This window comes from Streptomyces sp. NPDC006512, assembly GCF_040611935.1.
GTDB lineage: Bacteria > Actinomycetota > Actinomycetes > Streptomycetales > Streptomycetaceae > Streptomyces.
On the sequence record NZ_JBEXPG010000066.1, the window covers coordinates 1 to 25,081 of the forward strand.

Annotated in this window: 22 protein-coding genes and 1 pseudogene; 8 read left to right on the forward strand and 15 right to left on the reverse strand. The window is 71.5% G+C overall.

Annotation, left to right across the window (positions count from 1 at the left end; translation table 11 throughout):
• The 4 genes and pseudogenes from ABZZ17_RS33040 to ABZZ17_RS33055 form a co-directional block, all read right to left on the reverse strand.
• Positions 1 to 78 (reverse strand): annotated as a pseudogene (locus ABZZ17_RS33040) (hydrophobic protein); the annotation flags it as partial.
• A gap of 177 nt (positions 79 to 255) precedes the next feature.
• Complete coding sequence (locus ABZZ17_RS33045; protein WP_356881705.1) at positions 256 to 840, reverse strand: DinB family protein; 585 nt, start codon at positions 838 to 840, stop codon at positions 256 to 258.
• Between the two features lie 215 nt (positions 841 to 1,055).
• Complete coding sequence (locus tag ABZZ17_RS33050; protein ID WP_356881707.1) at positions 1,056 to 2,087, reverse strand: hypothetical protein; 1,032 nt, start codon at positions 2,085 to 2,087, stop codon at positions 1,056 to 1,058.
• Between the two features lie 131 nt (positions 2,088 to 2,218).
• Positions 2,219 to 2,755 (reverse strand): hypothetical protein, encoded by a 537-nt coding sequence (locus ABZZ17_RS33055; protein ID WP_356881709.1) that lies wholly within the window; start codon positions 2,753 to 2,755, stop codon positions 2,219 to 2,221.
• A 354-nt stretch (positions 2,756 to 3,109) separates the two neighbouring features.
• On the opposite strand from ABZZ17_RS33055, the gene ABZZ17_RS33060 reads away from it, so the two are divergent.
• Complete coding sequence (locus tag ABZZ17_RS33060; protein ID WP_356881711.1) at positions 3,110 to 5,371, forward strand: catalase; 2,262 nt, start codon at positions 3,110 to 3,112, stop codon at positions 5,369 to 5,371.
• A gap of 105 nt (positions 5,372 to 5,476) precedes the next feature.
• Here the strand turns inward: ABZZ17_RS33060 and ABZZ17_RS33065 are convergent, their stop codons facing one another.
• The 9 genes from ABZZ17_RS33065 to ABZZ17_RS33105 all read right to left on the reverse strand — a co-directional run bounded on the left by ABZZ17_RS33065 (position 5,477) and on the right by ABZZ17_RS33105 (position 15,880).
• A complete protein-coding gene (locus tag ABZZ17_RS33065; RefSeq protein WP_356881713.1) occupies positions 5,477 to 6,676 on the reverse strand; it encodes a low specificity L-threonine aldolase in 1,200 nt (399 codons plus the stop codon).
• Positions 6,677 to 6,746: 70 nt separating this feature from the next.
• Entirely contained in the window at positions 6,747 to 8,027 is a 1,281-nt protein-coding gene (locus ABZZ17_RS33070) for an MFS transporter (protein WP_356881715.1), read from the reverse strand.
• Positions 8,020 to 9,285 carry a hypothetical protein gene (locus ABZZ17_RS33075; RefSeq protein ID WP_356881717.1) on the reverse strand — a complete coding sequence of 422 codons (1,266 nt, stop codon included), beginning with the start codon at positions 9,283 to 9,285 and terminating at the stop codon, positions 8,020 to 8,022. The genes ABZZ17_RS33070 and ABZZ17_RS33075 overlap by 8 nt, the downstream gene beginning before the upstream one ends.
• Positions 9,282 to 10,913, reverse strand: a complete 1,632-nt coding sequence (locus ABZZ17_RS33080; RefSeq protein WP_356881719.1) for a class I tRNA ligase family protein — start codon at positions 10,911 to 10,913, stop codon at positions 9,282 to 9,284. The genes ABZZ17_RS33075 and ABZZ17_RS33080 overlap by 4 nt, the downstream gene beginning before the upstream one ends.
• A complete protein-coding gene (locus tag ABZZ17_RS33085) occupies positions 10,910 to 12,013 on the reverse strand; it encodes an FAD-binding oxidoreductase (RefSeq protein WP_356881721.1) in 1,104 nt (367 codons plus the stop codon). The genes ABZZ17_RS33080 and ABZZ17_RS33085 overlap by 4 nt, the downstream gene beginning before the upstream one ends.
• A complete protein-coding gene (locus ABZZ17_RS33090; RefSeq protein WP_356881723.1) occupies positions 12,006 to 12,383 on the reverse strand; it encodes a cupin domain-containing protein in 378 nt (125 codons plus the stop codon). Before ABZZ17_RS33090 ends, ABZZ17_RS33085 begins: the two co-directional genes overlap by 8 nt.
• Positions 12,380 to 13,609 carry a SidA/IucD/PvdA family monooxygenase gene (locus ABZZ17_RS33095; protein ID WP_356881725.1) on the reverse strand — a complete coding sequence of 410 codons (1,230 nt, stop codon included), beginning with the start codon at positions 13,607 to 13,609 and terminating at the stop codon, positions 12,380 to 12,382. Before ABZZ17_RS33095 ends, ABZZ17_RS33090 begins: the two co-directional genes overlap by 4 nt.
• Before the next feature lie 16 nt (positions 13,610 to 13,625).
• Entirely contained in the window at positions 13,626 to 14,888 is a 1,263-nt protein-coding gene (locus ABZZ17_RS33100) for an ATP-grasp domain-containing protein (RefSeq protein ID WP_356881727.1), read from the reverse strand.
• Between the two features lie 395 nt (positions 14,889 to 15,283).
• Positions 15,284 to 15,880 (reverse strand): TetR/AcrR family transcriptional regulator, encoded by a 597-nt coding sequence (locus ABZZ17_RS33105; RefSeq protein ID WP_356881729.1) that lies wholly within the window; start codon positions 15,878 to 15,880, stop codon positions 15,284 to 15,286.
• Between the two features lie 121 nt (positions 15,881 to 16,001).
• On the opposite strand from ABZZ17_RS33105, the gene ABZZ17_RS33110 reads away from it, so the two are divergent.
• The 5 genes from ABZZ17_RS33110 to ABZZ17_RS33130 all read left to right on the forward strand — a co-directional run bounded on the left by ABZZ17_RS33110 (position 16,002) and on the right by ABZZ17_RS33130 (position 19,363).
• Positions 16,002 to 16,997, forward strand: a complete 996-nt coding sequence (locus ABZZ17_RS33110; RefSeq protein ID WP_356881785.1) for an NADP-dependent oxidoreductase — start codon at positions 16,002 to 16,004, stop codon at positions 16,995 to 16,997.
• Between the two features lie 378 nt (positions 16,998 to 17,375).
• Entirely contained in the window at positions 17,376 to 17,837 is a 462-nt protein-coding gene (locus tag ABZZ17_RS33115; RefSeq protein WP_356881731.1) for a hypothetical protein, read from the forward strand.
• Between the two features lie 67 nt (positions 17,838 to 17,904).
• Complete coding sequence (locus ABZZ17_RS33120) at positions 17,905 to 18,276, forward strand: PadR family transcriptional regulator (protein WP_356881733.1); 372 nt, start codon at positions 17,905 to 17,907, stop codon at positions 18,274 to 18,276.
• Complete coding sequence (locus ABZZ17_RS33125) at positions 18,273 to 19,145, forward strand: hypothetical protein (RefSeq protein WP_356881735.1); 873 nt, start codon at positions 18,273 to 18,275, stop codon at positions 19,143 to 19,145. Before ABZZ17_RS33120 ends, ABZZ17_RS33125 begins: the two co-directional genes overlap by 4 nt.
• A 74-nt stretch (positions 19,146 to 19,219) precedes the next feature.
• Positions 19,220 to 19,363: a hypothetical protein gene (locus ABZZ17_RS33130; protein WP_356881737.1), complete on the forward strand. Its 144-nt coding sequence runs from the start codon at positions 19,220 to 19,222 to the stop codon at positions 19,361 to 19,363.
• Positions 19,364 to 19,664: 301 nt separating this feature from the next.
• On the opposite strand, the gene ABZZ17_RS33135 is transcribed toward ABZZ17_RS33130, so the two are convergent.
• Positions 19,665 to 21,362 carry a DUF4157 domain-containing protein gene (locus ABZZ17_RS33135; RefSeq protein WP_356881739.1) on the reverse strand — a complete coding sequence of 566 codons (1,698 nt, stop codon included), beginning with the start codon at positions 21,360 to 21,362 and terminating at the stop codon, positions 19,665 to 19,667.
• A 158-nt stretch (positions 21,363 to 21,520) separates the two neighbouring features.
• Complete coding sequence (locus ABZZ17_RS33140; protein ID WP_356881741.1) at positions 21,521 to 22,714, reverse strand: hypothetical protein; 1,194 nt, start codon at positions 22,712 to 22,714, stop codon at positions 21,521 to 21,523.
• 162 nt (positions 22,715 to 22,876) lie between these two features.
• Here ABZZ17_RS33140 and ABZZ17_RS33145 point away from each other — a divergent pair, with 162 nt between their 5' ends.
• Entirely contained in the window at positions 22,877 to 24,367 is a 1,491-nt protein-coding gene (locus tag ABZZ17_RS33145; protein ID WP_356881787.1) for a histidine kinase, read from the forward strand.
• Positions 24,364 to 25,059, forward strand: a complete 696-nt coding sequence (locus ABZZ17_RS33150; RefSeq protein WP_356881743.1) for a response regulator transcription factor — start codon at positions 24,364 to 24,366, stop codon at positions 25,057 to 25,059. Before ABZZ17_RS33145 ends, ABZZ17_RS33150 begins: the two co-directional genes overlap by 4 nt.
• Positions 25,060 to 25,081 lie beyond the last annotated feature (22 nt).

Here is a 25,081-nt window from a genome sequence, read left to right on the forward strand (position 1 = left end):
CCACCAGAGAATCTTCACCGCGAAACCGGCACCGAAAAGAAGCAGAGCGAGCAGAAGAACGAGAAGCAGGGGAACCATAGTTATCAACCTCCAGACAACCGAATGCCCCCACACCCCCCACCCATGCACGGGAAACTTACCTGTTTCTTATCAGCGCGGACGGGAAAACGTACGGCCCCGCATTTGCCGTTCTGAGCGAGGGAGAGGAGCCCTCCGACGGAGGGCACGCCCACCTGCTTCCGGCCCACAGTGCCTCTACGCCTTGATTGGTGCGGCGGACCTGGCGGCCCGCTCGACCTTCGCGAAGTAGGCCGCGCGGGCTTCTCCGTCGATCTGCTCCTCGTGTTCGGGGCGCAGCCCGGTCCGGCCGTCGAGGCCCTCGCGCAGGATGTCGGCGTGCCCGGCATGCCGGTTGGACTCGCCGAGGACGTGGACCAGGATGGCGAACAGGTTCGTGTTGGGATGAGGCTCCGGCCACCACGGCACGTGGCCGGGGGCGTCGAGGGGAAGCTCGTTGATCGTCGCGTCCGAGTGTTCCCACGTGCGCTGGTAGAACCCGATGATCTGACCGCGGGTCTCGTCCTCGGCCGCCCACAGATCGCTGCCGTTGTAGTCCTGCCACCGGGGCAGCGGTTCCGGGGAAGGGCGGTCGAAGACCTCGCCGAAGTACCTGGCTTCGACGGTGGCCACGTGTTTGACCAGGCCGAGGAGGTTGGTCCCGGTCGCTGTCAAAGGCCGGCGGGCGTCGTATTCGGACAGGCCGTCGAGTTTCCAGAGCAGCGCTTTGCGGTCCCGCCGCAGTCTCCCGTGCAGGTTGTCTTTCGCGAACTCATCGATCATGCGGCATGAGCCTGCCATGGGCTGCTCGTGGTCTCAAGATCCCGTACGTGGTCCGCGACGTGATCCCGACCGACCGGATAGTTGGCCCGCGGGAGTAGGCCCGAAGCGAGCCTCCCCTTTTCGCGTGCTCGCGCACACGGCCCGGTCGGGAATCCGGATCGGGTGCAGGAGCACGGGCGGCATGGGTCCCAGCGTCGTCGCTGGTCACTCGTCGTTCAGGGCAGTGGGGCCCAGGGGTCGTCGTTGGGTTCGGGCTCTTCGGGATGGAGCATTCGGCGTACGCACCGCAGGAGGCCCGGTTCACCGGCTCCCGCAGCGGCGGTCATCCAGGGCAGGGCGCCCATGGCGTGGGCGCGTTCGCCAGTGGCGAGGGCATCGACGGTGGCGTGCAGGGCATCGGGAGCGGGTTCGTCGGTGAGGCAGAGCCAGCCGATCGCAGCGGCCAAGCGGACCTCCGGGGGCTGCGTCCGGTCTTGCCACTGCTCGCGGATCCACGTGGTGGTCGGCGGGTGCGGGTGGGCGCGGGTCGTCTCGGCGGTGGCGAGGACCAGCGCGGCGCGGACCATGGGGTCCCGCTCCGTGATGAGCCGGGTGGCGAGAGCGGTTCGGACCGTGTGGTCCAGGTCGGCGGTGGTGGCCAGGGCGTAGGCGGCGTCGATCCGGGTGGCGGGGTCGGAGTCGTGGAGGAGGGGCAGGAGCGCGGGGGTTTCGGTGGTGAGCGCGGCTCGGGCTGCGGCTACCGACCAGCCTGCCGGGTAGCCGGTCACTTCGACGCCGTAGTCGTCGTAGTCGTCGTGGCCCTCGTGCTGGGTGCCGGCGCGGTGCAGGAGGAACTCGCCGCGGGAGGCGACACCGGTGTGTCGGGCGCGAGCCGGACCGGCCAGTACGCCGAGAGCTTCGGCCCGGTGTGGATGGTGGATGTCGGTGGCGACCGGGATCAGGAATGGTACGGCGACGGCCGCGGCGGCCCTGCTGTCATCGGCGCACATGCCGCACAGCACGCCCATCGCTTCGCGAACGGACCCACCGTCGGTGTACAGCTGGCGAACGGCCTCCCTGACCGTGTCCCCGTGGGGGAAGTTTCCCCAGGGAACGTCGTCGAGAGCAGGTCCGTGCTCGGTCTCGGGCCGGATGGTGGCCACCACCGCCCGGACATCGAACGGGCCTCCCGCGAACGTGGCCAGGTCCGCCCCATCCACCAGAACCCGGCACATCGCGAAGGCCGGGTCGGTCCGCCACGCCTCCACACCGACACCCCCACCGTCGACTCTCCAAAGAATCGATCATGGCTTTGAGTTGGCACCTTTCGCCAACGCGGTCGCTCAGCGCGCTCCTGCGGCTGCCGTCGGTCGGCCTGCGAGCGGTTGGCTACGCCGGCTCACATGTCCGGCAGGACGAGGAAGACCTCGGAGAACGTGAGGCCGTGCCGGTCGGTCACCAGCCCGCACGGGCAGCCCAGGGTCACCAGACGCCAGTCGCAGGCCACCGTCCAAGGGCCGTCCGCGTTCACGCACCTGGAGCAGCGGAAGGTATCGGCCGTCCATACGTCGCGTGTGGGCCTCCCGTAGTGCCGGAACCGGCCCGCGTACTGGACCTGCCAGGCAACGGCTGCGGGCGTGCGTGGAGCGGCCCCGGGCGGACTCGGGGCCGCCAGTGAGGTGAACAGCGAGATCAGGTCGGGTAGGAGGGCTTCACCCGCCGCGGTCGGCGGGACCGGCAAGCCGTCCGCGGTGCCCTGGGGAGTCGGGTAGCGCGGAGCCGCCGCAGCGGGCGGCGGATTCGGGGTGGCGAACCAGGGGAGGAAGGCGCGTGCGACAGCGGCCAGAAGGGCGGCGGTCGGCCGGCTGACCGCACCTGCGTCGAGGGGGTGGACCGCCGTGCGCCAGATCCGCTGGAGCCGCCGATCCCGATCCACGGCCCGCACCCCTGCGCTACCGACCCCGCGCGTGGGGAGTGGGGCGGCGAGACGGGCCAGGACCTTGGCCGCCGCGTCGGTGTCCTCGGCGGCAGGGTGCCACTCCCCTACCGCCGGCAACGGTCGGGCACGGCCCGACTCGCGGGACAACGCGAGGACGGGCAGCCGTTGGGCTCCCACGAGCGACTCGTCCGCCTCACCGCATAGGACGCGGCCTTAGCCGAGATGGGCGTACTCGGGAGGCCGGAGTCGAGCACGGGCGGAAGGGTTGCGCCTGGGGCATGGCCCCGCACTCCGGTTGAGCTGCAGAGGATCTCGCGGGCCACACGGCCTGGGCAAGAGGAGACGTCACGCATGGTGCAGAAGAAGGCGGCCAAGGCCACGGCCAAGAAGGCCACTCCGCGGAAGCGGGCCGATTCCGGCGCCACGCCGGGCCGGCCCGCGCCGGAGCCTGCGGCGGGTGTCGAGCCGACCAGGCCGCGTGAGCCCTTGCCTCCGAAGCCGGATCAGAGGGGCCCGGACACCCTCGGCCCGACGGGGCGGCCGACCGGCGCGCCCCAGGCCGCGGTGGCGCAAAGCGGCGCCTACCTGACGACCGCGCAGGGGGCGCGCCTGTACGACAGCGATCATTCGCTGAAGGCGGGTGCGCGGGGGCCGGTGCTGCTGCAAGACCACCACCTGCGGGAGAAGATCACCCACTTCGACCACGAGCGGATCCCCGAGCGGGTGGTGCACGCGCGCGGCGCGGCCGCCCACGGGGTCTTCCGGGGATACGGCACCGCGGCGAAGGTCACCAGGGCGGCGTTCCTGGCGAAGGGCGTCGAGACGCCCGTGTTCGTGCGCTTCTCCACCGTCCTGGGATCGCGGGGTTCCGCGGACACGGTGCGCGACACGCGCGGGTTCGCGACGAAGTTCTACACCGGCGAGGGCACCTTCGACCTGGTCGGCAACAACATCCCGGTCTTCTTCATCCAGGACGCGATCAAGTTCCCCGACATCATCCACGCCGCCAAGCCGCACCCAGACCGGGAGATCCCGCAGGCGCAGAGCGCGCACGACACGTTCTGGGACTTCGTGTCGCTCCACACCGAGGCCACCCACCACACCCTCTGGAACATGTCCGACCGGGCGCTTCCCCGGTCGTTCCGGATGATGGAGGGCTTCGGCGTCCACACGTTCCGCCTCGTGAACGCCAAGGGTGCCACGACCCTGGTGAAGTTCCACTGGAAGCCGAAGCTGGGCGTGCACTCCCTGGTCTGGGAGGAGGCGCAGATCACCAACGGGATGGACCCGGACTTCCACCGCCGCGACCTGGCCGATGCCATCGAGGCGGGTGCCTTCCCCCAGTGGGAGCTCGGGATCCAGGTCTTCCCCGACACTCCGGAGCAGACCTTCGAGGGGATCGACCTGCTCGACCCCACCAAGATCGTCCCGGAGGAACTCGCGCCGGTGGAGCCGATCGGGCTGATGACGCTGAACGCCAATCCGACGAACTACTTCGCCGAGACGGAACAGGTCGCCTTCCACCCCGGCCATCTGGTTCCGGGCATCGACGTCACCGACGACCCGCTGCTGGCCGGCCGGCTCTTCTCCTACCTCGACACCCAGATCAGCCGGCTCGGCGGACCGAACTTCGGGCAGATCCCGGTCAACCGGCCGCATGCCCCCGTCAACGACATGCTCCGCGACGGCATGCATCAGAGCGCCGTCCATGCGGGCACGGCCCCGTACCGGCCCAACAGCCTCGACGGCGGCTGCCCCTTCCTCGCCGGAGCGGAGACGGGCGCGTTCATCGAGGTCCCCGTCGAACTGGCCGCGGCGCGGAAGGTGCGCGAGGCCCCGGCGTCGTTCGACGACCACTTCAGCCAGCCCCGCCTGTTCTGGCTGAGCATGACGCCGGTGGAACGCGAGCACATCATCGCCGCCTACACCTTCGAACTGAGCAAGTGCTACGAGCAGTCCGTCAAGGAACGCGCCCTGACGGTGCTGGCCAACATCGACCCGCAGCTCTGCCAAGAGGTCGCCACCGGTCTCGGGCTTCCCGCGCCGGCCCCCGCGCAGCCCCTCGGGAAACCGGCTCCCAGCCCGGCGTTGTCCCAGGTCGGCGGCACGTGGCCGCTCGACGGACGGGTCGTGGGGATCGTCGCCGACTCCGGGTCCGACTTGAAGGGGGTCAGAACGGTGCGGGACGCCGTCCTGAAAGCCGGAATGGTACCCCTGGTGATCGCCCCCACCGGCGGCACACTCGGAACCGGGAAGAACCCGGTCACGGTCCAGCGGACGTTCGCCGCCACGCGCTCCGTCGAGTTCGATGCCCTGCTCCTCGCCGGCACCCCTGGGGCTGCGGCCGACGCCCACGGCGCCCGCGACGCCAAGGCCGGCGCGCCCGAACCTGACGGCCCCGATCCCCGTGTCGTACTCCTGGTCGAGGAGGCCTACCGACACGGCAAGGCGGTCGGTGGCTGGAACGACACCTCCGGCATCCGGGAAGCCGTCGGCATCGAGGAAGACGGTCCAGGGACCGCCTTCGCGGGCGGCCCCTCCGCTGCTTTCAAGGGCATCGCCCGGGCGTTGGGGGAACACCGCGCCTGGGACAGGTTCCCCAGCACGCTCTGAACCAGGGCCGGCCCGGCAGTGTCGGGCCGGCTCTGGTCCCCGTGGTCCGCCCCGCAGGAATCCGGCGGCGATGGCGAGGGGCGCCGTCCGGGCGCAGGCCGTCGGCTACTTCGCCGTGCGGTTCGCGGAGGAGGCGGGGGCCTTCCCCAGCGCTGCGATCGTCTCTTCCATCTCGCGGACCCTGCGGCGCAGTTGCACCAGTTCCTCGCGCTCGGCCGGGGTCAGCGCGCCCGCCGGCCCTTGGCCTCGTTCCGCCGCCAGTTCCTCCGCGATCGCCGCCGCGAACGCGTCCACGTCGCCCTCGGTGGTGTCGAAGGAGGTCATCCAGCGGACCTCGCCGGCCTGCTCGTCCCAGGTGTAGAAGCGGAAACGCTTCTGGAGACGCTCGGTGACGGCCGGCGGCAGGACGGCGAAGATCTGGTTGGCCTGCACCGGGCGGGAGATCTCCAGGCCCGGCAGGTCGCGCACCGCCTCGTACAGCCGCTGGGTCATCGCGTTGGAGCGGGCCGCCGACCGCAGCCAGAGGTCGCCGCCGAGCAGCGCCTCGAACTGCACCGACATGAAACGCATCTTGGAGCCGAGCTGCATGCTCGTCTTGCGCAGGTGGGACATGCCGCGCACCGCGTTCTCGTTGAGCACGATCACCGCCTCGCCGAAGAGCAGCCCGTTCTTGGTGCCGCCGAGCGAGAGGACGTCCACGCCGGCGTCGGTGGTCATCTCGCGCAGGGGCACGCCGAGGGTGGCGGCGGCGTTGGCGAGCCGGGCGCCGTCCAGGTAGACGAGCATGCCGAGGTCGTGCGCGTGGTCGCAGATCGCACGGATCTCGTCCGGCGTGTAGCAGGTGCCGAGTTCGGTGGACTGGGCGATCGAGACGACCTTGGGCCGGGCCCGGTGCTCGTCCTCGAAGCCCCAGGCCTGACGGTCGATCAGCTCAGGGGTGAGCTTGCCGTCCCAGGTGGGCACCGTCAGGAGCTTGATCCCGGCGACCTTCTCGGGCGCCCCGCCCTCGTCGACGTTGATGTGGGCCGACTCGGCGCAGACCACGGCGTCCCAGCGGTCGAGCATGGCCTGGAGCGCGAACACGTTCGCGCCGGTGCCGTTGAAGACCGGGTACGTGTGCGCGGTGGGGCCGAAGTGGCCGCGCACCACTTCCTGGAGGCGCTCGGTGTAGACGTCGGCACCGTAGCTGGCCTGGTGGCCGCCGTTGGCCAGGGCTATCGCCGCAAGGACTTCGGGGTGCGCACCCGCGTAGTTGTCGCTGGCGAAGCCGCGCTCGGCCGGGTCGTGTCGTCGCTGGAGGGTCATGGTGCTCGCTCACTTGTTTCGGTCGTACGGGTGTGACATTCGTGGTCCGGACGGGCGCCGGACGGTCCGCTCAGGCCGGTGCCGGCTCCGTCCGCGCGCGGGCCTTCTCCAGGCCGCGCACCAACGGCGGCGCGGCGAGCCCGAGCAGGGCGAAGAGCGCCGCGAGGACCAGCCAGCCGGTCGCCGCCGCCCCGACGACCAGGGAGGTCATCAGCCACGGTCCGGCGAACTGCTGGAGCCCGCGCCCCAGGGAGAAGACCGCCTGGTACTCCCCCTGCCGGCCCGCCGGGGCGAGCCCGAAGGACAGGCCCCAGCTCGCCGACGCCTGGTACAGCTCGCCGAGGACGAGCACCAGCGCGCCGCCCAGCAGGGCCGCGCTGTCCAGGAGCGCGCCGTGTCCCCCGCTCACCGAGAAGACCAGGCAGGAGGCTCCCAGTGCCCACCCCGCCCAATGCAGCATGCGTGCCGCTCCCGCCGGGGTACCCGCGCCCCTGCTGACCCTGACCTGGAACAACAGCACGAGGACGGTGTCCAGGATCAGCAGCCCCGACACCAGCAGCGCGGGCGCGTCGGTGGCCGTGACGATCCACAGCGGCAGACCGACCGTCAGCAACGGGTGGTACAGCTCCAGAGCGCCGCACACCAGCGCGACCGCCACGTAGCGCACGTCCCGCAGCGCGGCGCTGCGCAGTACCCCGCCCGGCGCCTCGGCGGCGGCGGGCCGGGGCGCGGAGCCCGCGGGCAGCCGCATTCCGAGCAGTACGGCGACGGAGACCAGCTGGAGGGCGGCGTTGGCGAGGACCGTGGCGTAGAGGGCGGTCGAGGTGCCGGCCGCGATGGCGGCTCCGGCCAGCGCTGCGCCGCCGAGGAAGCCCAGGTTGAACAGGCTGCGCATCTGCGCGCTCACCCTGACCCGTTCCGCCTCGCCCACCAGCGCGTCGGTGAGCGACGCCTGGAGCGCGCCCGCCGAGGTCTCCAGGACCGCGATGACGCAGGCGACCGCGAGGAACGCGGCGAAGCCGTCCACCAGGCAGTACGCGGTGAAGGCGGCGGCCGCGAGCAGGAAGTTGACGGTGAGTACCCGGGCCGCGCCGAGCCGGTCCGCGAGTCGGCCGATGGGCACGGTGCAGAGCAGGCCGCAGAGCCCGGCGACCGACAGGGCGAGGCCCACGCGCTGGGCGGGGATGCCGATGGTCCGGGTGAAGAACACGGCGCTGGAGGTGAGGAACACCCCTAGCCCCAGGGACTGGATGAGGGTGAGGACGCCGAGTCTGCGCGCGTTCCCGGCGGCCGGAAGGATCTCCCGGAACCAGGCGTGCAGCACGGCGCCGTACGGGCGTGCCTCAGCCATGCGGCTGGGCTCCCTCGGCCCGCTCGGCTCCCTCGGCCCGCTCGGTCCGCAGCCCGTACACCTCCATGGCGGTGTGCACGGCGGCGCGAACCCCTGCGGCGTTCCGCCCTCGGAACCGGAAGATCCCGCAGCCCTCGTCATAGCTGCCGGGCCCGGTCATGATCTGGCCGATCGCGGGCAGTTCCTCGTGGTAGACCTCGGGGACGGCCGACGCGGGCGAGGTACGCGCGACGACCCGTCCGGGCAGCTCGCGCGGGGCGGGGTAGATCAGCCAGCCGCCGGCCGGGGGCCCGGCCGGTTCAGTGGGCTGCCACAGCGGGGGCAGGCCCAGGGCCGCCCGGAACGCTTCGGCGAACAGGTCGATGCCGTAGAGGTCGACGTGCAGGAACGGCACCTGAGCGCCGCCCGGCCGCAGCCCGACCTCCAGGAACACCAGCTCGCCCCCCGGCCGGCGGATCGCCTCCAGGTGGAACGCGCCGTCGCTCAGCCCGAGCGCCCTCAGACAGTGGTCGGCGAATGTGGTGAGCTCGTCGCGCTCGGCGCCCGGGTCGAGCAGGACCGAGCCCAGCGGGCGGCCGTGTGCGTAGTCCAGGCAGGTGTGGACGTACTGGGAAGCGGTGACGAAGTGGAGGCGGCCGGAGCGGCGGACGCCGTCGACGTGGAAGATGTCCCCGTCGACGTACTCCTCGCACTCGTACGCCTCGGGGTCGACGTCCTTGAGCGCGTCGCGCAGTTCGTCGGCGCTGTGGACGACCGTGACTCCCTGGGAGCCCGCCGCGGCGCGCGGCTTGAGGACCAGGGGCAGACCGCCGAGGGCGTCGACGACCGCCTCCGCCGAGGGCGCGTCGTCGAGGCTCCGGAACCGGGGAATCCGCAGTCCGGCCGCTTCCACCGCGCTCTTCATGGCGAGCTTGTCCTTGAACCGCTGGACGAGGTCGAGGCCGTAGCCGCCGGGGGCGCCGAGTGCGGCCGAGAGCCGGGCGGCCGTCAGGACGTCGTACTCGGACTGGCCGAAGACGGCCTCGGGCGTGCCGTGCCGGTCCGCGATCTCCCGTACGAGGGGCAGCAGGTCGTCGTGGTCGAGGCTGTCGCGCACATGGACCTCGGTCGCCCCGTCCTGGTCGAGCGCGGGCAGCCCGCCGGGCGTGGTGAGGTACACCATCCGGCAGGGGTGGGCGTCGAGGAACCGGTGGTATTCGCCGAACTCGTCGCCGGAGCGGTTGAGGACGACGTACAGCGGTGTGGTCCGGTCGGTCACGCGTACGCTCCCGGTCGCAGGGTGTCGGGCAGGCAGGCGTCGAGATCGGCGGCGCTCACCCGGCTGAAGCCGGGCGCTGGCCGGTCACGGTGGGCCGGGGTCCTGGCGAGGAAGGCCGCCGCGCGAGGCTCTCCGGCGCCGCCGAGGCCCTGCCAGACGAGCTCGGCGAGGTCCGGCATCACCGGGAACGCCAGTAGGGACAGGCCCTTGAGCCACCAGTAGGCGCCGTCCTCGGCCGCGTGGGCGACCGCGTCGTCGGCGCACCAGCGGTCGAGCGCCGCGACCGCGCGCGGGGTCGAGACACGGGTGCCGTCGAGCGCCGCGGACTGCTCGGCGAGCAGGGATTCCAGGAGGTCGGCGACGGCCGGGGCGGGCGCCTGCGGCGGCCCGTCGGGCAGCCGGCTCCAGGCGGCGTCGATCTGCTTGCCGAGTCCGTCGGCGAGCGTGGCGTTCGCGGTCTGGAGGAAGTCCGCCGTCTCGAAGCTCGCCGCCCCGGACTCCAGATCGGCCCCGGCGAGGTAGTACCGGACGGTGTCCACGCCGATGGCGGGCGACGCGGCGACGTCCGCCGCCCAGATGGCGTGCCGGGCGCTGGTGGAGAACTTCCGCCCGGCCAGCCGGTAGAAGTTGTTGATCAGGCACCGGTCGTACGGCTTCATGTCGCCGTGCAGCAGGCTGGTGCCGACGATCGAGACCAGGGTGGGGATCACGTTGTCGATGCCCAGGGTGGTGATGGTGGTGACCCCGGAGTCGGGGTCGAAGGCGTTCACGCCGGTGCCGGAGAGCCGGCCGTGGACGGCGCCGGCGAGGCGCGCGAACATGAAGATCCCGGCGTACGGGAACAGGGCGTGCGGCACGTCCGGGTCGGGCGCGGGCAGCGGAAGTCCCCACGTCTGCGGGGCGCTCAGCCGTACGGTCATGCCGTCGCGCTCCAGGAAGCGCGCCACGGTCGCCCGGTAGCGCTCGGCGACGCCCAGGTCCCCGAGCGTGCTGTCCAGGAGGTCGCGGTCCGGCAGGCGCAGGAAGAGGCTGGAGATCTCCCGCCAGGTCAGCGGCCCCTCGTCGAGCAGGGGGCGCGGCTCGACGACCGACTCGGGCTGGAAGTGCGCACTGCACTCCTCGCAGAAGTAACTGGTGATGCCCGCACCGCATTCGGGGCAGCGGCCCTGGAGCCAGCCGCCCACCACCCAGCGGTCCGACGCCGCGCAGTGGGGCACGCGCTCGGTGCGTGTGAGCACCGCGCCCCGGGCCGTCAGCCGCTCGATCGAGGCGGCGACCTCCTGCTCGAACTGCTCTCGCCAGGGCTGCTGATCGGGGACGATGAAGGCGTCGATGCCGATGCGCAGCGCGGCCAAGTCGTCCTGGATGCGCTGTCCGTAGCGGGCGGCGACCTCGCCGGGCGTGGAGTCCTCGGCGTGCGCCCTGATCGGCACGTACGACTCGTACACGTCGCTGCCGGTGATCACCAACGGCAGGTCGCCCCGGACCCGCAGATGCCGGGCGATCATGTCCGACCACAGGAAGGGGCCGCCGATGTGGCCGAGGTGCAGGGGGCCGTTGGGCGTGGCCTCGGGCGGCACCAGGAGGTAGTGCCGGGGGGTGTGCGTGTCCCCGGTCAGCAGGCTCATGTTCGCGTTCTCCCGTCGAGCAGGTTCAGTGCGTCCTCGGCCATGGCCGGGGCGAGTCGGTAGCCGGAGCCGGAGCCGCCGATGGCCATGACCACGTCCTCGCCGCCGACCGTGTCCACGACCGGCAGATGGCCGGGGGTGAAGCAGTCGCTGAAGACGCGGCCGCCGAGCAGGTGCGGCAGGAATCCCGGTACGTGCCGGGCGAGCAGGACCTGGGCCAGTTCCCGGTCGCGGGCGTCGATGGCGAGCGGTTCGTCGGGGCCTCGGTCCCAGTCGGGCGAGGTGATGCTGAAGATCCAGTGGCCGCCGGGGTGGTGGGGCAGCAGGAAGGCGTCGGCGTCCTCCAGGACAAGTGCCGGGGCGCCCGGCGGGGGCGGCGTCATGATGTGGAACGCCACCACCTTCTTGACCCGGGCCCCGCGCTCGCGGGCCGCCGCCGCCACCGGGCCGTCGAGGACCCAGGGGCCGGGCGCGAGGACCGCCTTGGCGGCGGTGATCCGGCTGCCGTCGGCGGCGACCAGTTCGACGCGCCCGCCCGTACGGCGTACCTCGGTGACCCGGAAGCCCTGCAGGAGGGTGCTGTCCGGGCGGCCGAGGACCTCGTCGAGAAGCCGGTCGGTGAGCCATTGGGGCTGACCGGCCGTCATGGGCTCGCTGGCCAGCAGGACTTCGTGGTCGCCGTGGGCGAGCCCGGGGAACGTCCGGTCGAGCTGGGCCCGCTGCTCCCTGGTGACCGGGCGGGTGCGGCCGCCGTCGGCCATGGTCACGTCGAGCGCGGCCGTGTTCTCGCGCGCCACCAGCCAGCGGACGTCGACGGGCGTGCGTCCGGCGTCGCCGAGTCCGGCGGCGAGCTCGTCGAAGAGCGCGGTGCTGCGGGCGGCCAGGGCGCGCTGGGCCGGGTTGTGCCCCGTGGGCGTGTCGAACCCGGCCGAGAGGCGGGTCGCGCCCGTCCCCCGTCCCATGTGCGTGATCACGGCGACGCGGCGGCCCGGGTCCCGCCGCACGGCGTAGTAGGCGGCGAGGGCGCCGACCGCGCCCGCGCCGAGGACGGCGAGGTCGTAGTGGGGCACCTCACCGGTCCCGGTGGTGCGCTCACTCATCGGGCGCCGACCACCAGAAGGAGTAGATGACCAGTTCCTCGCCCTGGTCGGCGAAGATCTCGTGGAGGGCCTGCGAGGGGAAGCCTACCAGGGAGCCGGGCCCGACGAGCGACCGTTCGCCGTCCACCTCCAGGGTGCCGGATCCGGCGTGGACCACCCAGATCTCCTGGACCGCGTGCTGGTCGGGCGAGCTGGTTCCGCCCGGCGGCACGGTGAAGCGGGCCGCCTTGAACGGCACGTGGGGGAAGACCGAACGCGCGAAGTCCGCCTCGGCGACGGTCACTCCGTCGGGTTCCACTTCGGTCGGACCGAAGGGGACCAGGACGCCTACCGCATCGGCCTGGAACTGCGGGACCTGACGAGTGGTCATACCGGGTACCTCGTCGCGCCGAGCATGCTGTTGAGGATGACCGCGCTGCGCCAGGCGAGCAGGCTGAGATTGGGATCGGCGACGCCCCAGGAGTGCCGGGCACCGTTCTGGAGGTAGATCCGGTTCTCCGCAGGTCCGTCCCATGCGACCGAGAAGTCTTCGCCGACGACGAGCTTCCCGCCGTCCCGCCGCAGCCGCGCGTCCAGCGGAGCCATGAAGTCCGGCAGCGCGTAGGCGTATCCGGTGCTGAGGATCACGATGTCGGCGCCGAGCACGGCGGTTGCGTCCGGGCCCGAGGACTCGACGACGAGCTTCCATTCGCCGGGGCCGCCCTCGATCGCGGTGACCGCGCTGTCCGCCAGGAAGCGCAGCCTGCCGGGGTTGTTCTCGATGAACTCGTCGCGGTAGCTCAACCGGTAGATGTCCTGGAGGACTTGGAGGTCGATGCCGTCACTGGTGTACTTCTGCCGCTCCAGGAGCCGGGCCTTGTGGTCGGCGGGCAACGCGTGGAAGCGACGTACGTAGTCGGGTGTGTAGAGGTCGTTGGCGAACGGCGAGTCGTCCATCGGCAGGAACGACGAGCGCCGGCTGACCCAGGTGATGCTCTCGGGGGCCGCGCCGACCGCCAGGTGGCGCACGATCTCCGCGCCGCTCTGGCCGCCGCCGACCACGACGACCCGCCGTCCGGTCACCTCGGGCGCCCGCAGCAGGAACTCCCCGGAGTGGAAGACGGTGGAGCCGAGGAAGGGGCGGAACGGCTCGGGAACGGACGGGGTGAGACCCGTACCGAGCACGAGATGACGCGCCGTCACATCACTTTCCCCGGTGCGGAGGTGGAAGGCTCCGTCGTGGAAGTCCACGCTGCTTACGTCCGCCCCGAACGTCAGGCTCGGCAGCCGCCCGGCGACCCACTGGAGGTACTGGTTGAACTCGGCGCGCAGGACGGCCGGGAAGTCGGCGGCCAGGAACCGGTAGAGCCGGCCCTCACTGGCGAGGAACGACAGGAACGAGAAGGGACTGGTCGGGTCGACCAGGGTCACCAGGTCCTTGAGCAGCGAGACCTGGAGGGTGGCCTCGGGCAGCAGCAGTCCGGGGTGCCAGGAGAAGCTCTCACGGCGTTCCAGGTGGGCGCCGCGCAGCCCTTCGACCGGGTGCGCGAGCGCGGCGAGGCTCATGTTCGCGGGGCCGACGCCGACAGCCGCGTAGTCGAGTATGTGTGCGTCCATGGTGGGATCCGCCGGGTCAGGCCGGGACGACGAGGTCGCCGAGCGCCTGCCAGCGGTCGAGGGCTTCCTGCGGCGAGTCGGCGGTGAACAGGGCGTGGCCGAGGCGCGAGCGGCAGTCCTGGACGCCCGGGATGGTTTCACCGGGCGCGAAGTACACGGCGGACTCGGTGACTTCCGGCAGCGCCTCCAGCTCGGACCATCCGGTGAGCTCCTGGTACGAGGAGCGGCCCGCGGCGGAGAAGAAGCGGATGCCCGCGCTCCCGGCCTGCGGCCGCGCGAAGGCGCCGGCCGCCTCCAAGCTGATGCCGAGCGCGGTGGCGACGGCCACCCTGGGCAGGCTGACACCGGTCACGAGCCGCAGCAGCTCCACGATCCGGTCGCCCGGCAGCCGGGCGCCGATCTCGATGAGCACCGGACCGTCGGCAGCCAGGCGCAGTTCGCAGTGGAAGGGGCCGCTGGTGATGCCGACGGCGCGGACGACGTCGCCGACGTACGCCTCGACGCTCTTCAGGGTGGTGTCGTCGACGAGGGCGGGGGTGAGGTGGCCCAGCTCCACGAAGTCGGGCTCGGGGCCGAGCAGCGTACGGCTGAGGGCGACGACGGTGACCTCGCCGCTCTCCAGAACATAGCCGTCAGCGCTGAACTCGGCTCCCTGGACGTACTCTTCGACGAGTACCCGGTGCTCGTGCAGCTTGCCCATGTCGGGCTCCGGGTCGGTCACGAGCCGCTGGAACGCGGCGGTGAGCTGGTCGAGGTCGTCGGCGCGGCTGACGTGGATGCTGCCGGAGCAGGCGACCGGCTTCAGTACGCAGGGGAAACCGACCCGTTCGGCCGCGGCGCGCAGTTCGGCGTCGGTGGTCGCCTGGGCGAAGCGCGGAGTGCGCAGCCCGGCCTCCGCGACCGCGGCCCGCATGACGCTCTTGTCCCGGACCCGGTCGACGGTCGCCACGGGCAGGCCGGGCAGGTGCAGTGCCGCGGCGACGCGCGCGGTCGCCGTCACATAGATGTCGGAGCCCGGCAGCACCGCCTCGAACGGCTCGGCGCGGTGCAGTTCGAGCACGGCCGCTTCGAGGGCGGCCTGGTCGTTGGTCTCCACCGTCAGCACCGAGTCGGCCGCCGCGCGGACAGCGTCGGAGAGCCGGCGGTCGCCGGAGTCGGCGGTGGCGACGACGACCCGCAGCCCCATCTCGGCCGCGACGCCGATCAGGGTGGCGCCCCCGGAGGAGGCGGGTTCGACCACGAGGACGCGGGCAGGACGAAGTGCATCTGTGTGCGGCAAAGCGAAATCCCCCGAAGCAGCGCTGTACGGACCGGACTTGTGCTCCCGGCCCTGATCGTGATCTTTCTATCCGGGCGTCTTGGCCCCGGTCAATGGATCACCGCAAAAATATCCGCGGGAGCGAACCCGAGCCACACATTTTCCGGAACGAGGGCTCAGTCAGCGCATGTTCGGGTCCCGGAAGTGACCGAAAGCCGTGGTGAGGGCTCTCTGGCAAGGGGTCCCCTCGGCCGGCTCCGGCGCGCGCCAGGAACAGAACCGGCCGGGGTGGGCAACTTTCCCCAGGCCTTCAGCCACATCGGCCTCGTCAACGCGGCCTGGGCCATCCACCAGGCGGAGCTCCGGACCACCCGGTGACGACAGGCCCGCCGGCTTGTGCTGGTCGAGCCCCGCTTTCAACCACGGACGCGAGGGCGGCCTTCGGCCTCCACGACACCACCACTCGCCGCGCCGACCAGGATCGCGCTCGCGACGACGTCGAAGAGACGATCGGCGCGGGGCGCGAGCGAAGGCTGATCGCCGAGCCAGGCGAGCGCCGCCACCAGCGCGAACAGGTCGGCGCCATCGATGTCGGTCCGCACCGCGCCCGCGTCCTGGGCGCGGGTGAGGAGCCGCGCGCCAGCGGCGCGCAGAGTGACGCACGAGGCGTGAAGCGCGGAATCCGTGTCCTCCATGGCTGCCGCCATGAGCGCGATAGCGCCTCGATATTCCGTTGTCCACGCGACACAGTCGCGCACCCACGAGACGAGAGCGTCGTCGGGCGAGTCGGAGGCCTCCAGGGCTCCCGCCTTGGCGGTCAGCTCGTCGAAGCTCGTGCGGAGCAGCGCTTCGAGCAGTGCCTCGCGCGTCGGGAAGTGGCGCAGCAGCGTGGCGAGCCCGACGTCCGCCCTGCGCGCGATGTCACGCAGGGAGACATCGACGCCCTCCTCGGTGATAGCGGCTCCCGCTACGGCCAGCAGGTGATCGCGGTTCTTCCTGGCGTCGGCACGCATCGGTCCCCTTGACTAAACGGTTCAGTGGTCCATATATTCGGATCAGTGATCCGCTTATATGGATCACTGATCCGTTAAGCCTATCCCCCAGCGCGAGCAGGACGAAACGATGACGCACACGATGAGGGCGATCCGGCTCCACGAGCACGGCGGCCCGGAGGTTCTGCACTACGAGGAAGTACCCATCCCCGCGGTAGGACCGGGCGAGGTGCTCGTTCGCGTGCGCGCGGTCGGGCTCAACCCCCCGGACTGGTACCTGCGGGACGGGATGCCCAACCTGCCTCCCGAGGTGCGACCGAAGTTCAGCCTGCCCGTGATCCCGGGGACGGACCTGTCGGGTGTCGTCGAGGCGGTCGCCCCGGATGTGGACACCTTCGCCGTCGGCGATGAAGTCTTCGGACTCCTGCGCTTCCCCGGCTTCGAAGGCAGCACATATGCCGAGTACGTGGCCGCGCCCGCTTCGGACCTGGCGCTCAAGCCGGCCGGCATCGATCACGCGCACGCCGCCGGGGCACCCATGGCCGGGCTCACCGCCTGGCAGTTCCTGATCGAGCTCGGACACGACCACCCCTCCCCCTTCCAGGCGGCCCGGCACCGTCCCGTGCCGCTCGACGCCGACAAGACGGTGCTCATCAACGGGGCCGCCGGCGGCGTGGGGCACTTCGCGCTCCAGCTGGCGAAGTGGAAGGGCGCACGCGTCATCGCCGTGGCCTCGGGCAAGCACGAATCGTTCCTGCGCGAGCTCGGCGCCGACGAGTTCATCGACTACACCAAGAGCCGCCCCGAGGAGCTCGCACACGACGTCGACCTCGTGGTCGACGCCGTCGGCGGCCCCCACAGCAAGCGGTTCCTGCGCACGCTCAAGCGCGGCGGCTCGCAGTTCCCCGTCTTCTTCGGCGAATTCGACGAGGAGGAGAACGCGAAGCTCGGCGTCACGGTCACGGGCACCCAGGTCCGCTCGAATGCCGCCCAGCTCGCCGAACTGGGACGCCTGCTCGACGCGGGCACCGTCCGCGTGGCCATCGACAGCACGTTCTCCCTCGCCGACGCCCGGGCCGCGCACGAACGCGCATCTCAAGGACACATCCAGGGCAAGATCGTGCTGACGGTCGCCTAGAAGCCGTTCCGCCCCGGGCGGGTACCAGGACCCGGAACACCGCCGGCGAAGGCACGATGGGCGACCTCGTCGCCGACTGGGCGCTGTGGGCGGGCCGGCAGCCCGCCGATCCCGAGAACGACGGCATCCTGCGCTTCGCAGCGCGACGTCGGCATGGCCGCCGCCGAGGTGGGGGTCGTCGTGGCACCGCCGGTCCTGCTCCAGCCGCACGGCAGCCCGGTCCCCCGCCCGGAGGCGGCGATCATCTCGTCCGGACGACCAGTGCCGGCGCGGGGCGGCCACCGCCCTCCCTGCTGACGGCCCGGCACGAGCCGCCCGGGGGCAGGGGCGTACGCCACGTCGGGCAACCGCCGCCGCCTCTCAGTTGTCACTCCAAGCGTGATCTTCTTCCTCCTTCTGGCTGTCCTGTTGCTCGCCATCGCCGGGGCGTGCGCCGTTTTGCGCCCGCTCCTCCCGGACCTTCGTCGGGACAAGGGCCGGGAGTGGGCGGGTGTTGTGTGCCTCCTGGCCGCCGCGATGGGTTTCTGCCTCGCGCTCGCCGCCTTCGTGTCGGGTCATCTGACCGGCTTCGGCAACATGCTGGACCCGGTCGATGTGTGCGGCCCGCCGAGCGACTTCGGGGACCCTGGACAGGCACGGGCCCGAGTACTGACGACCGTGTCCGTACTCCCGGTGTCTGTGGTCTGTGCGGACTCTCCTGGGGGTGCGCACGTCACCGAGATGGTGGCCGCCTGGGTCAACCCCACGATCGCGGCCGGCTCCGGCACCGCCCTCCTCGGCCTGCTGCTCGCGCCCGTCGCCCCGCGTCTGCTCGCTTCGGCCGTGCGTCGCCGGACCTGACGGCATACGGCCCCGCGACATAGCTCGGCCATCGACATATGCAAGTAGCCGAGCTATCCTCACGTTCGTGAATGATCAAGCTCTGCGTGAGCCAACTCTCCTCATCCTCACCGCCATCGCCGACGCCCCACGGCACGGATACGCCATCGCGCAAGAGGTCGAGAAGATCTCGGAAGGCCGGACGAAGATGCGTACCGGAACGCTGTACGGGGCCCTGGAGCGGCTCCTCGAACAGCAGCTCATCGCCATCCACGAGGAGGAGGTGGTCGACGGCCGGATGCGGCGCAGCTACGCGCTGGCGCCGCACGGGCGTGAGGTCCTGGCCGCGGAAGCGGACCGGATCGCCCGTACCGCCCGGGAGGCCACCCGGCGTCTTGGGCTCGGCGCGGCGGCCGTGCCCGGCCTGCTCGGCTTCTCCGACGGGGCGGTGACGGCGTGAGGGCGCTCCTGAAGCTGTACCCGGCCGCCTTCCGCCGGGAGTTCGGGGATGAGATCGCCGAGGCGTACCGCGAGGCCACCCACGGAGCGGGCCGGGCGGCCCGGGTACGGGAGGCCCTGGACATCAGCGGGCACGCGCTGCGCATGCGCCTGGGGCTCGGCTCGGCGCGGCGTCCCGGGCGGCTCCTGGCGGCGCTGGCCCCGTTCGCCGTCGCCGCGGTCGGCGCGAACGCGCTCTGGTGGATCAAGGTGATGGTACCGGCCGCCGAAGCACCCACCCTGCCTCCGGTCGTGGCCGTCCCCTACATGCTGCTGACGGTCACCCACTTCGTCATGGTGCTGGGTGCCGCCATCGCACTGAGCGGCCGATGGGCCCCGGGCACCTGGACCATCGTGGCGGGCTTCGCGGCCACGGTCGCGGTCGACGTGTTCCGGCTGGGCGGCGGCGTCGCGTTCACCTTCTTCTTCCGGATTCCCCTGTTCCTCGTCATACTCCTGGCCCTGCTCTGCCCGGCGGACCTGCGACCCGAGCCGCGCGTCCGTACCGCGACGGGGCTGGGTGCCGTCCTGCTGTGGACGACGCTCCTGACCGGCGTTCTCACCCTGGGCCCCCTGCCCGACGGAGCCGGCTGGCTCCGGTTCGCGCTCCCGGCAGCAGCCGGACTCGCCCTGGCGGGACGGCAGGTGTTCACACGGATCGATACGGCACCCGCCGTCCTCCTCGCAGCCCTGCCCTTCGTCCTGCTCGACATGACCCACGCGAGCTACGCCATCTTCACCTGGCCCCTCCTGCTCGGCCTCCTCCTCGCCACAGCGGCCGCGGTGAGCATCCGCCGCCGCAGAGGCCGACACCCGGTCACCAAGGCCTGACGCGTCCCCGACGACGGACACACAGCACGCTGAGACGCGGGACGACACGCCGCTCAGATGGGAGTTCCGTGACGGTGACGAAGGAAGAGCTGGTCTGGTCGGCAGTCCGGATGTTCGCCTACGGAATCGGCGCCATGCTGCTCTGTGGAGTCCTGATCATCATCACCGTGGCCTTCACGGTCGCCGTCAAGGAACGCCCGAGAACTCCGCGGGAATGAGGGCTCGCCTCCGCTCCGGGAACGCCGTCGTACGGGGTCAGGCGTGCGGAGGCCGCCGACTCCTCACACCTGCCCACCGGGACCCCGATCGCCTCTCCCAGATCAGCCAACTGCCCCCGGCCGGGCGCGCCGACGCGCTTGCGGCTCGTCTCCGGCTGCCGCGTCGCGCACGGCCGGTCCTTCCAGCATGCGTACGACGGCTGCGTTCCCGGCGGTCCGCTGGAGAAGGCGGAGGCGGGCGACGATCTGAGGATCCGGTGGGTTCACGGCTGTCCGAGATCCGGTCGCGGAATCCATGTGATCAGCCACGCAGCCTCAGGGTGATCGTCGCACCCAGGAACGCGCCCGTGCCCGTCCAGCCTTCGTGCCAGGTACGGCCCGACTCCTGGCCGTACATGCGGAAGTACCACAGTGGATCATCGTTGCTCGTGGTGTCCATGCCGCCTTCGGGCTGTTCGCGGTAGTAGTTTTCCATCGTGATGTAGTCGTTTCCGCTCCTGGCGACGGCAGCCCCGAAGTGGTACGGGGTGTGGCCCTTCGCGCGGTCGGCCTGGCTGGCGTCGGGCTGCGCGATGACCGTCATTCCCTCGCCCACGTTCGGTGTGGGGGCGTGCTCGTTGACTCCCAGTTCCCTGAGGAGCGCTTCAGCCCTCTGTGCGTCTCGCTGGACCAGTTGCTGGAAGCGGCCGCTCATGCCGTGCGTGATCTCGACGTAGGTCTTCTGGCCCTCGATACCGCGCACGCCGAAGTTGACGGCCTCCTGGTACTTGCCCTTCCAGCCGCCCTCCGGGTCCAGGCGCACAAGGAATTGCTCCACGACGCCCCAGTAGATCTTGTCGGCACCGCTGGCGATGCCGGGCTTTCTGGTGACGAACCAGATCATCTCGTTGCAGCGCTGCGGCACCCGCACATCGAGGCCCTTGGTCTTCTTTTCGCCCTTGCGTTCGCGGAATTTGGGCTCGATCTCGTAAAGCGTGACCTTTTTGCCGGCTCCGTCGACGGTCAGGGTCCGGCCGGTCTTGGAGAGGGAGATGCCCACGCCCTTGTTCGCGCCGGGAAGTTGCTTGGCGGAGGCTCGGAACTGCTCGTCGGTGGCGAAGAAGTTCTTCGGTTCCTGCCCCCGGCCCGCGTGTTCCACGGCGAGGTCGCACGCGTCCGACACCGCGAGATCCACCTGCCCGTGGTACACGAGGTGGGGCTTGGGCGGCTCATCGGGTGAGTACGCGTCGAACCAGCTTCCCTGTTCGTTCGTGTCCTGACCGACGAAGAAGTCCTTGGAATCAGGTTTCTTCGTGGGGTATTCCGCAGAGCCCGCCTTGATGACATGGAGCCGCTGGACGGCCTGGCCGTCGCCGGCGCAGCCGTCTCCTGCGGCACAACCACCTCCCCCCGGGTGTCCGGAGGGGCTCTTGCGTGCAGGATTTCCTTGGTGAGGCGTGCCCGTCACGCGCTGCACGCTCGTCGGCGCGCTCATGACCTCGTTGGCCCTCTGCTCGGCGTGCCGCTCCCCCGAGTCGCCGGGGCTGGACATGCTCACTCCTGCTCCGTTGTTCGTGCCCGGAACCTCACCCGACTGCTGATCCAGATAGTGGGTCAGCTCATGTGCCCATTCCTTTTTGGTCATCTCGCCGCCCGCGACGATGTGGGGGCCGCTGGCATAAGCCTTGGCGTCCAGAAGGGCAGCGGATTCACGGGCTTGCGGCCCCTTGTGCACGAGGACCCCGCTGAAGTCGGCTCCCTCGAAGCGCTGCTCCATCTCCGCCCGCAGGCCGTGCTCCATCGGCTCGGCCGGTGAGGTGACGCCCAGCTCGAGAGCGGAGCGCTGTACCTGGGCATGGTCGGTTTCTTGCCCGACGGCAGCTCCTCGGACCGACGGTGCGGCCGCGCGCTGGATGTGCCGGATCCAGGCGCTGCTCAGCGGTGAGGCCGCCGGCCTGCCGGCGGACTTCGTCGCATCCACGCCGCTCGGCCGGCTGTAACCGCGTTCTGAGGTCCGCACGCGTTGTCCTCTCCGCTGCACAAGGTCACCTGAATCCACCATGCCTATCTCAGTGGGCACGCAGCGGACAGGTCCGCGAGGGCACTGCCGAGGGCACTGGCAGGCGGCGTTCGGTCCTTCCCGACGGGCCGGCAGGGGACGGGGGCGAGGCGGGCACGTCACAGCAGAGCGGCGATCCCCTCCCGGTTCTCGGGCAGCCCGGCCGCGCGGAACCACAACACGTTCCCGCCGATGCCGCCCGTCGCCTCGTCGCTGTCCGCGAACGCCCGCAACAGGTCGCGTTGAGCGGGGGTGAGCGGGCGGGTCGGGTCGTAGCCGCCGGCAAAGGCTCTGAGCAGGATCGGCCCGCGTTCGTGGTCGGTGACCGACGCGCCGCCGGCGGCCACGATGGCGAGCACCGCCTGTGCCACCTCCTCGAAGGTGTCGGCCAGGGCGAGCGCGGAGCACAGCACGGTGAACCGGAACCACCCGTCGAGCCCGGACAGCGGCTCGGGAAACCATCCGTCCGTCGTTCGCGGGTCCCGCAACGCCTCAAGGAGGACGGCGAGAGCGCGTGGCCGATCGACAGGGGTGGGACCGAGTGCGGCGCAGACCCGCACAGCTGGGTCGGAGTCGGCGAGCAGGTCGGAGGTGTCCGTTCCCCACAGGCTGAGCGCCCGCGCCACACCCGCTCGCTCCCGTCGCCCGTCCCCGGGGCCCAGCCGGGCCCGCAGCCGCGTGGCGGCCCCCGGCACCCGGTCGGCGAGCCCTGGGGCGAGGAGCAGTGGTACCGCGGCGCCGAGCGCGGCCTCACGGACGTGGGGATCCGGCGAGGAGAGGAACGGCTCGACGGCGTCGTACAAGGTGGGACGTATGTCCCGGCACGCGCGCAGCGCGGCGAACTCGGCCGGGTCGTGCTCGCGTCGCATCTCGTCGTGCCATGGCGTCCACTGCCAGTCGGTTCGGGCGCGCACCGGATCCTCCCCATAGGCGGCCGACTCGGCGACCTGCCCCAGCCAGACGAGCAGGGCGGCCCGCAAGCTGCGCGGCGGCCCGTCGTCCCACGGGAAGTGCCCCTCGTGCTCGGCGAGGCCCATGGGGTGGTCGAGGATCGCGGCGACGAACAGCGCCGCGGGCGCGGTAACGGTGTACAGAGAGCCCTGGTGCAGTACTCCCATGTCCAGCGCGGCCAACGCCTCGGACCGTACCTCGGGGTCTTCGTCCACGAGGGAGCACAGGGAGACCGGTATGTCCTCGCCGGAGCCGTAGGCGTGCTGGAGCGACTCCCAGTCCGTCCCCACCAGCAGTTGTCGGGCTGCCGCCGGCAACCCGTTCAGGATCCGCGTGACGCGGGCACTCTCGTCATCCGTCATGCACCCACCTTGCCAGCGCCCACCGACAACGCCCCTTTCCCGGAAGGGGGACGAACGGCGAACACCCCAGCTCAGCCCACGCGGGCATCGTGTCCCGCGGTAGTGCACTTTCGGCAGTGCCGTGGGTCGGCGGAGTTCCGTAGGGTCGCGTTCGTGAGAACGATGATCATCAAGGTCCGGGTGCCGGCACCGGTACTGTCCGCAGGTTTCTTCATCGGGGCGGTGACGGCCGTTGGCAGCGGTGTCGCCACCTTGTGGTGGGGCCTGCCGGCGGCGGTCTGCGCCTTCCTCGCGGGCTGGCGGCCGGGGCGGAACCGGAGCACGGGGGCGGCCTTGGCCGGGGTGCTCGCGGCCGCGGTGGTGGCTGTGCTCCTGGTGCCGGCGTGGCTGGGCTGGGCGAGCCAGTTCGTGGGGCTGTTGCTCGTGGCGGGGATGCTGCCGTGGTTCGCGGGCCGGTTCCTGCGCCAGTCCCGCGAACTGGTGCGGGCCGGGTGGGAGCGGGCCGCACGGCTGGAGCGGGAGCAGCATCTGGTCGCCGAACAGGCCCGGTTGCGCGAGCGGACCCGGATCGCGCAGGACATGCACGACCTCATCGGCCACGACCTGAGCCTCATCGCCCTGTCCGCGGGGGCACTGAATCTGGCTCCTGGTCTGTCTGAGGACCACCGGGCCACCGCCGGGGACATCCGCGCCCGGGCGGGAGCCGCCGTGGACCGGCTCGGTGAGGTGATCGGTGTGCTGCGCGAGCCGTCTGATCCGGCTCCGGGGTCCGAGCCCGGCGCCGGGTTCACCGAACTCGGTGGCCTGGTGGACCGGGCGGCCGCGGCGGGGCTCGACGTCCGGCTCCGCGTAGAGGGCGAAGTGGCGCCCGGTGAGGCGCTGTTGGTCGTCGAGCGGGCCGTGCTGCGGGTCGTGCAGGAGGCGCTGACGAACGTTGCCAAGCACGCGCCCGGGCACCGGGCGACCGTCGTCGTCCGGCACGCGGAAGGACGGACCGAGGTCAGTGTGACGAACGAGCCGGTGCCCGGCGCCTCTACGGCCCACCACGACCGCGCTGCCCGCAGCGCACCGGAGTCCCGGGCGTCCGCGTCCGGCGACGGCCACCGCTTCGGTCTCATCGGCCTGGACGAACGCGTCCGACTGGCCGGTGGCAGCTTCGCGTCGGGCCCCGAGGGCGGCGGGTTCGCCGTCCGGGCCACGCTCCCGCACCGTCCCGGAACCGTGCCCCCGCCACGCCGCGCCCAGCCCGATGGTCCAGGTGACGTACTGCCTCCTGAGCACCGCAGTGCCCGTCGCCGACTGGGCCGCACCGCCGCCGCGGCCGTCCTGGTACCGCTGTGCACCTCCGCGTTGCTCGTCGGCGGGATACGGGCGTGGGACACCGTGACGGCACGGGAGTCGGTACTCGCGCCGCAGGACTACGCCCTCCTGCGCGTGGGTCAGGCACGCGCGGACGTGACGCCGTACCTGCCCGAGCGCCAGACGACCCGTCGCCCGGCAGCGCCCACGCCCGCACCGCAGGATGCGGCCTGCGAGTTCTACGTACAGACCGCCGACCCGTTCGACGACCGCTCGGGGGACATCTACCGTCTCTGCTTCCGGGCCGGACGCCTGGTCTCCACCGACAACTACACCGGGAAGGAAGTCCGATGATCCGGATCCTGATCGCCGACGACGAGCCCATGATCCGCGCGGGCGTCCGCGCCGTCCTTGCCACCGATCCCGGCATCACCGTCGTCGCCGAGGCGGCCGATGGCCACGAGGCGGTGGAACTCGTACAGCGCCACCGCCCGCACGTGGCCGTCCTCGACATCCGGATGCCCGGAACCGGCGGCATCGAAGCCGCCGCCGAGATACGGAGGACCGTCCCCGAAACCGGGGTGGTGATGCTGACGACCTTTGGCGAGGACGAGTACATCCTGCGTGCCCTGAGCGCAGGCGCCACCGGCTTCCTGATCAAGTCCGGCGAGCCGGAGGAACTGATCGCGGGTGTCCGGGCGGTGGCCGACGGCGCCGCCTACCTGTCACCGAAGGTCGCGGCCCGGGTCGTCGCACATCTCGCCTCCGGTGGCGCGGGCGCCCAGGCCGGCCGCCGTTCCGCGGCCCGCGCCCGCGTCGAGGCCCTGACCGCGCGGGAGCGGGAGGTGCTCGGCTTCCTCGGCGGCGGGTTCTCCAACGGGCAGATCGCGCGCCGCCTGCGCCTGGCGGAGGGGACGGTGAAGGCCCACGTCAGCTCGATCCTCGCCCGCCTCGGCGTCGACAACCGGGCCGCGGCGGCCGTGGTCGCGCACGAGGCCGACGTGGTCCCGGTGCCGTCCGGCCGGCTGACGTACGAGGAACGCTGACACCGCCCGTACGGCCATCGGC

Coding starts and splice junctions, on each gene's coding strand:
- ABZZ17_RS33045 (WP_356881705.1), bottom strand. CDS start 840: ATGATCGATGAGTTCGCGAAAGACAACCTGCACGGGAGACTGCGGCGG.
- ABZZ17_RS33060 (WP_356881711.1), top strand. CDS start 3,110: ATGGTGCAGAAGAAGGCGGCCAAGGCCACGGCCAAGAAGGCCACTCCG.
- ABZZ17_RS33065 (WP_356881713.1), bottom strand. CDS start 6,676: ATGACCCTCCAGCGACGACACGACCCGGCCGAGCGCGGCTTCGCCAGC.
- ABZZ17_RS33070 (WP_356881715.1), bottom strand. CDS start 8,027: ATGGCTGAGGCACGCCCGTACGGCGCCGTGCTGCACGCCTGGTTCCGG.
- ABZZ17_RS33080 (WP_356881719.1), bottom strand. CDS start 10,913: ATGAGCCTGCTGACCGGGGACACGCACACCCCCCGGCACTACCTCCTG.
- ABZZ17_RS33085 (WP_356881721.1), bottom strand. CDS start 12,013: ATGAGTGAGCGCACCACCGGGACCGGTGAGGTGCCCCACTACGACCTC.
- ABZZ17_RS33090 (WP_356881723.1), bottom strand. CDS start 12,383: ATGACCACTCGTCAGGTCCCGCAGTTCCAGGCCGATGCGGTAGGCGTC.
- ABZZ17_RS33095 (WP_356881725.1), bottom strand. CDS start 13,609: ATGGACGCACACATACTCGACTACGCGGCTGTCGGCGTCGGCCCCGCG.
- ABZZ17_RS33105 (WP_356881729.1), bottom strand. CDS start 15,880: ATGCGTGCCGACGCCAGGAAGAACCGCGATCACCTGCTGGCCGTAGCG.
- ABZZ17_RS33110 (WP_356881785.1), top strand. CDS start 16,002: ATGAGGGCGATCCGGCTCCACGAGCACGGCGGCCCGGAGGTTCTGCAC.
- ABZZ17_RS33140 (WP_356881741.1), bottom strand. CDS start 22,714: ATGACGGATGACGAGAGTGCCCGCGTCACGCGGATCCTGAACGGGTTG.
- ABZZ17_RS33145 (WP_356881787.1), top strand. CDS start 22,877: ATGATCATCAAGGTCCGGGTGCCGGCACCGGTACTGTCCGCAGGTTTC.
- ABZZ17_RS33150 (WP_356881743.1), top strand. CDS start 24,364: ATGATCCGGATCCTGATCGCCGACGACGAGCCCATGATCCGCGCGGGC.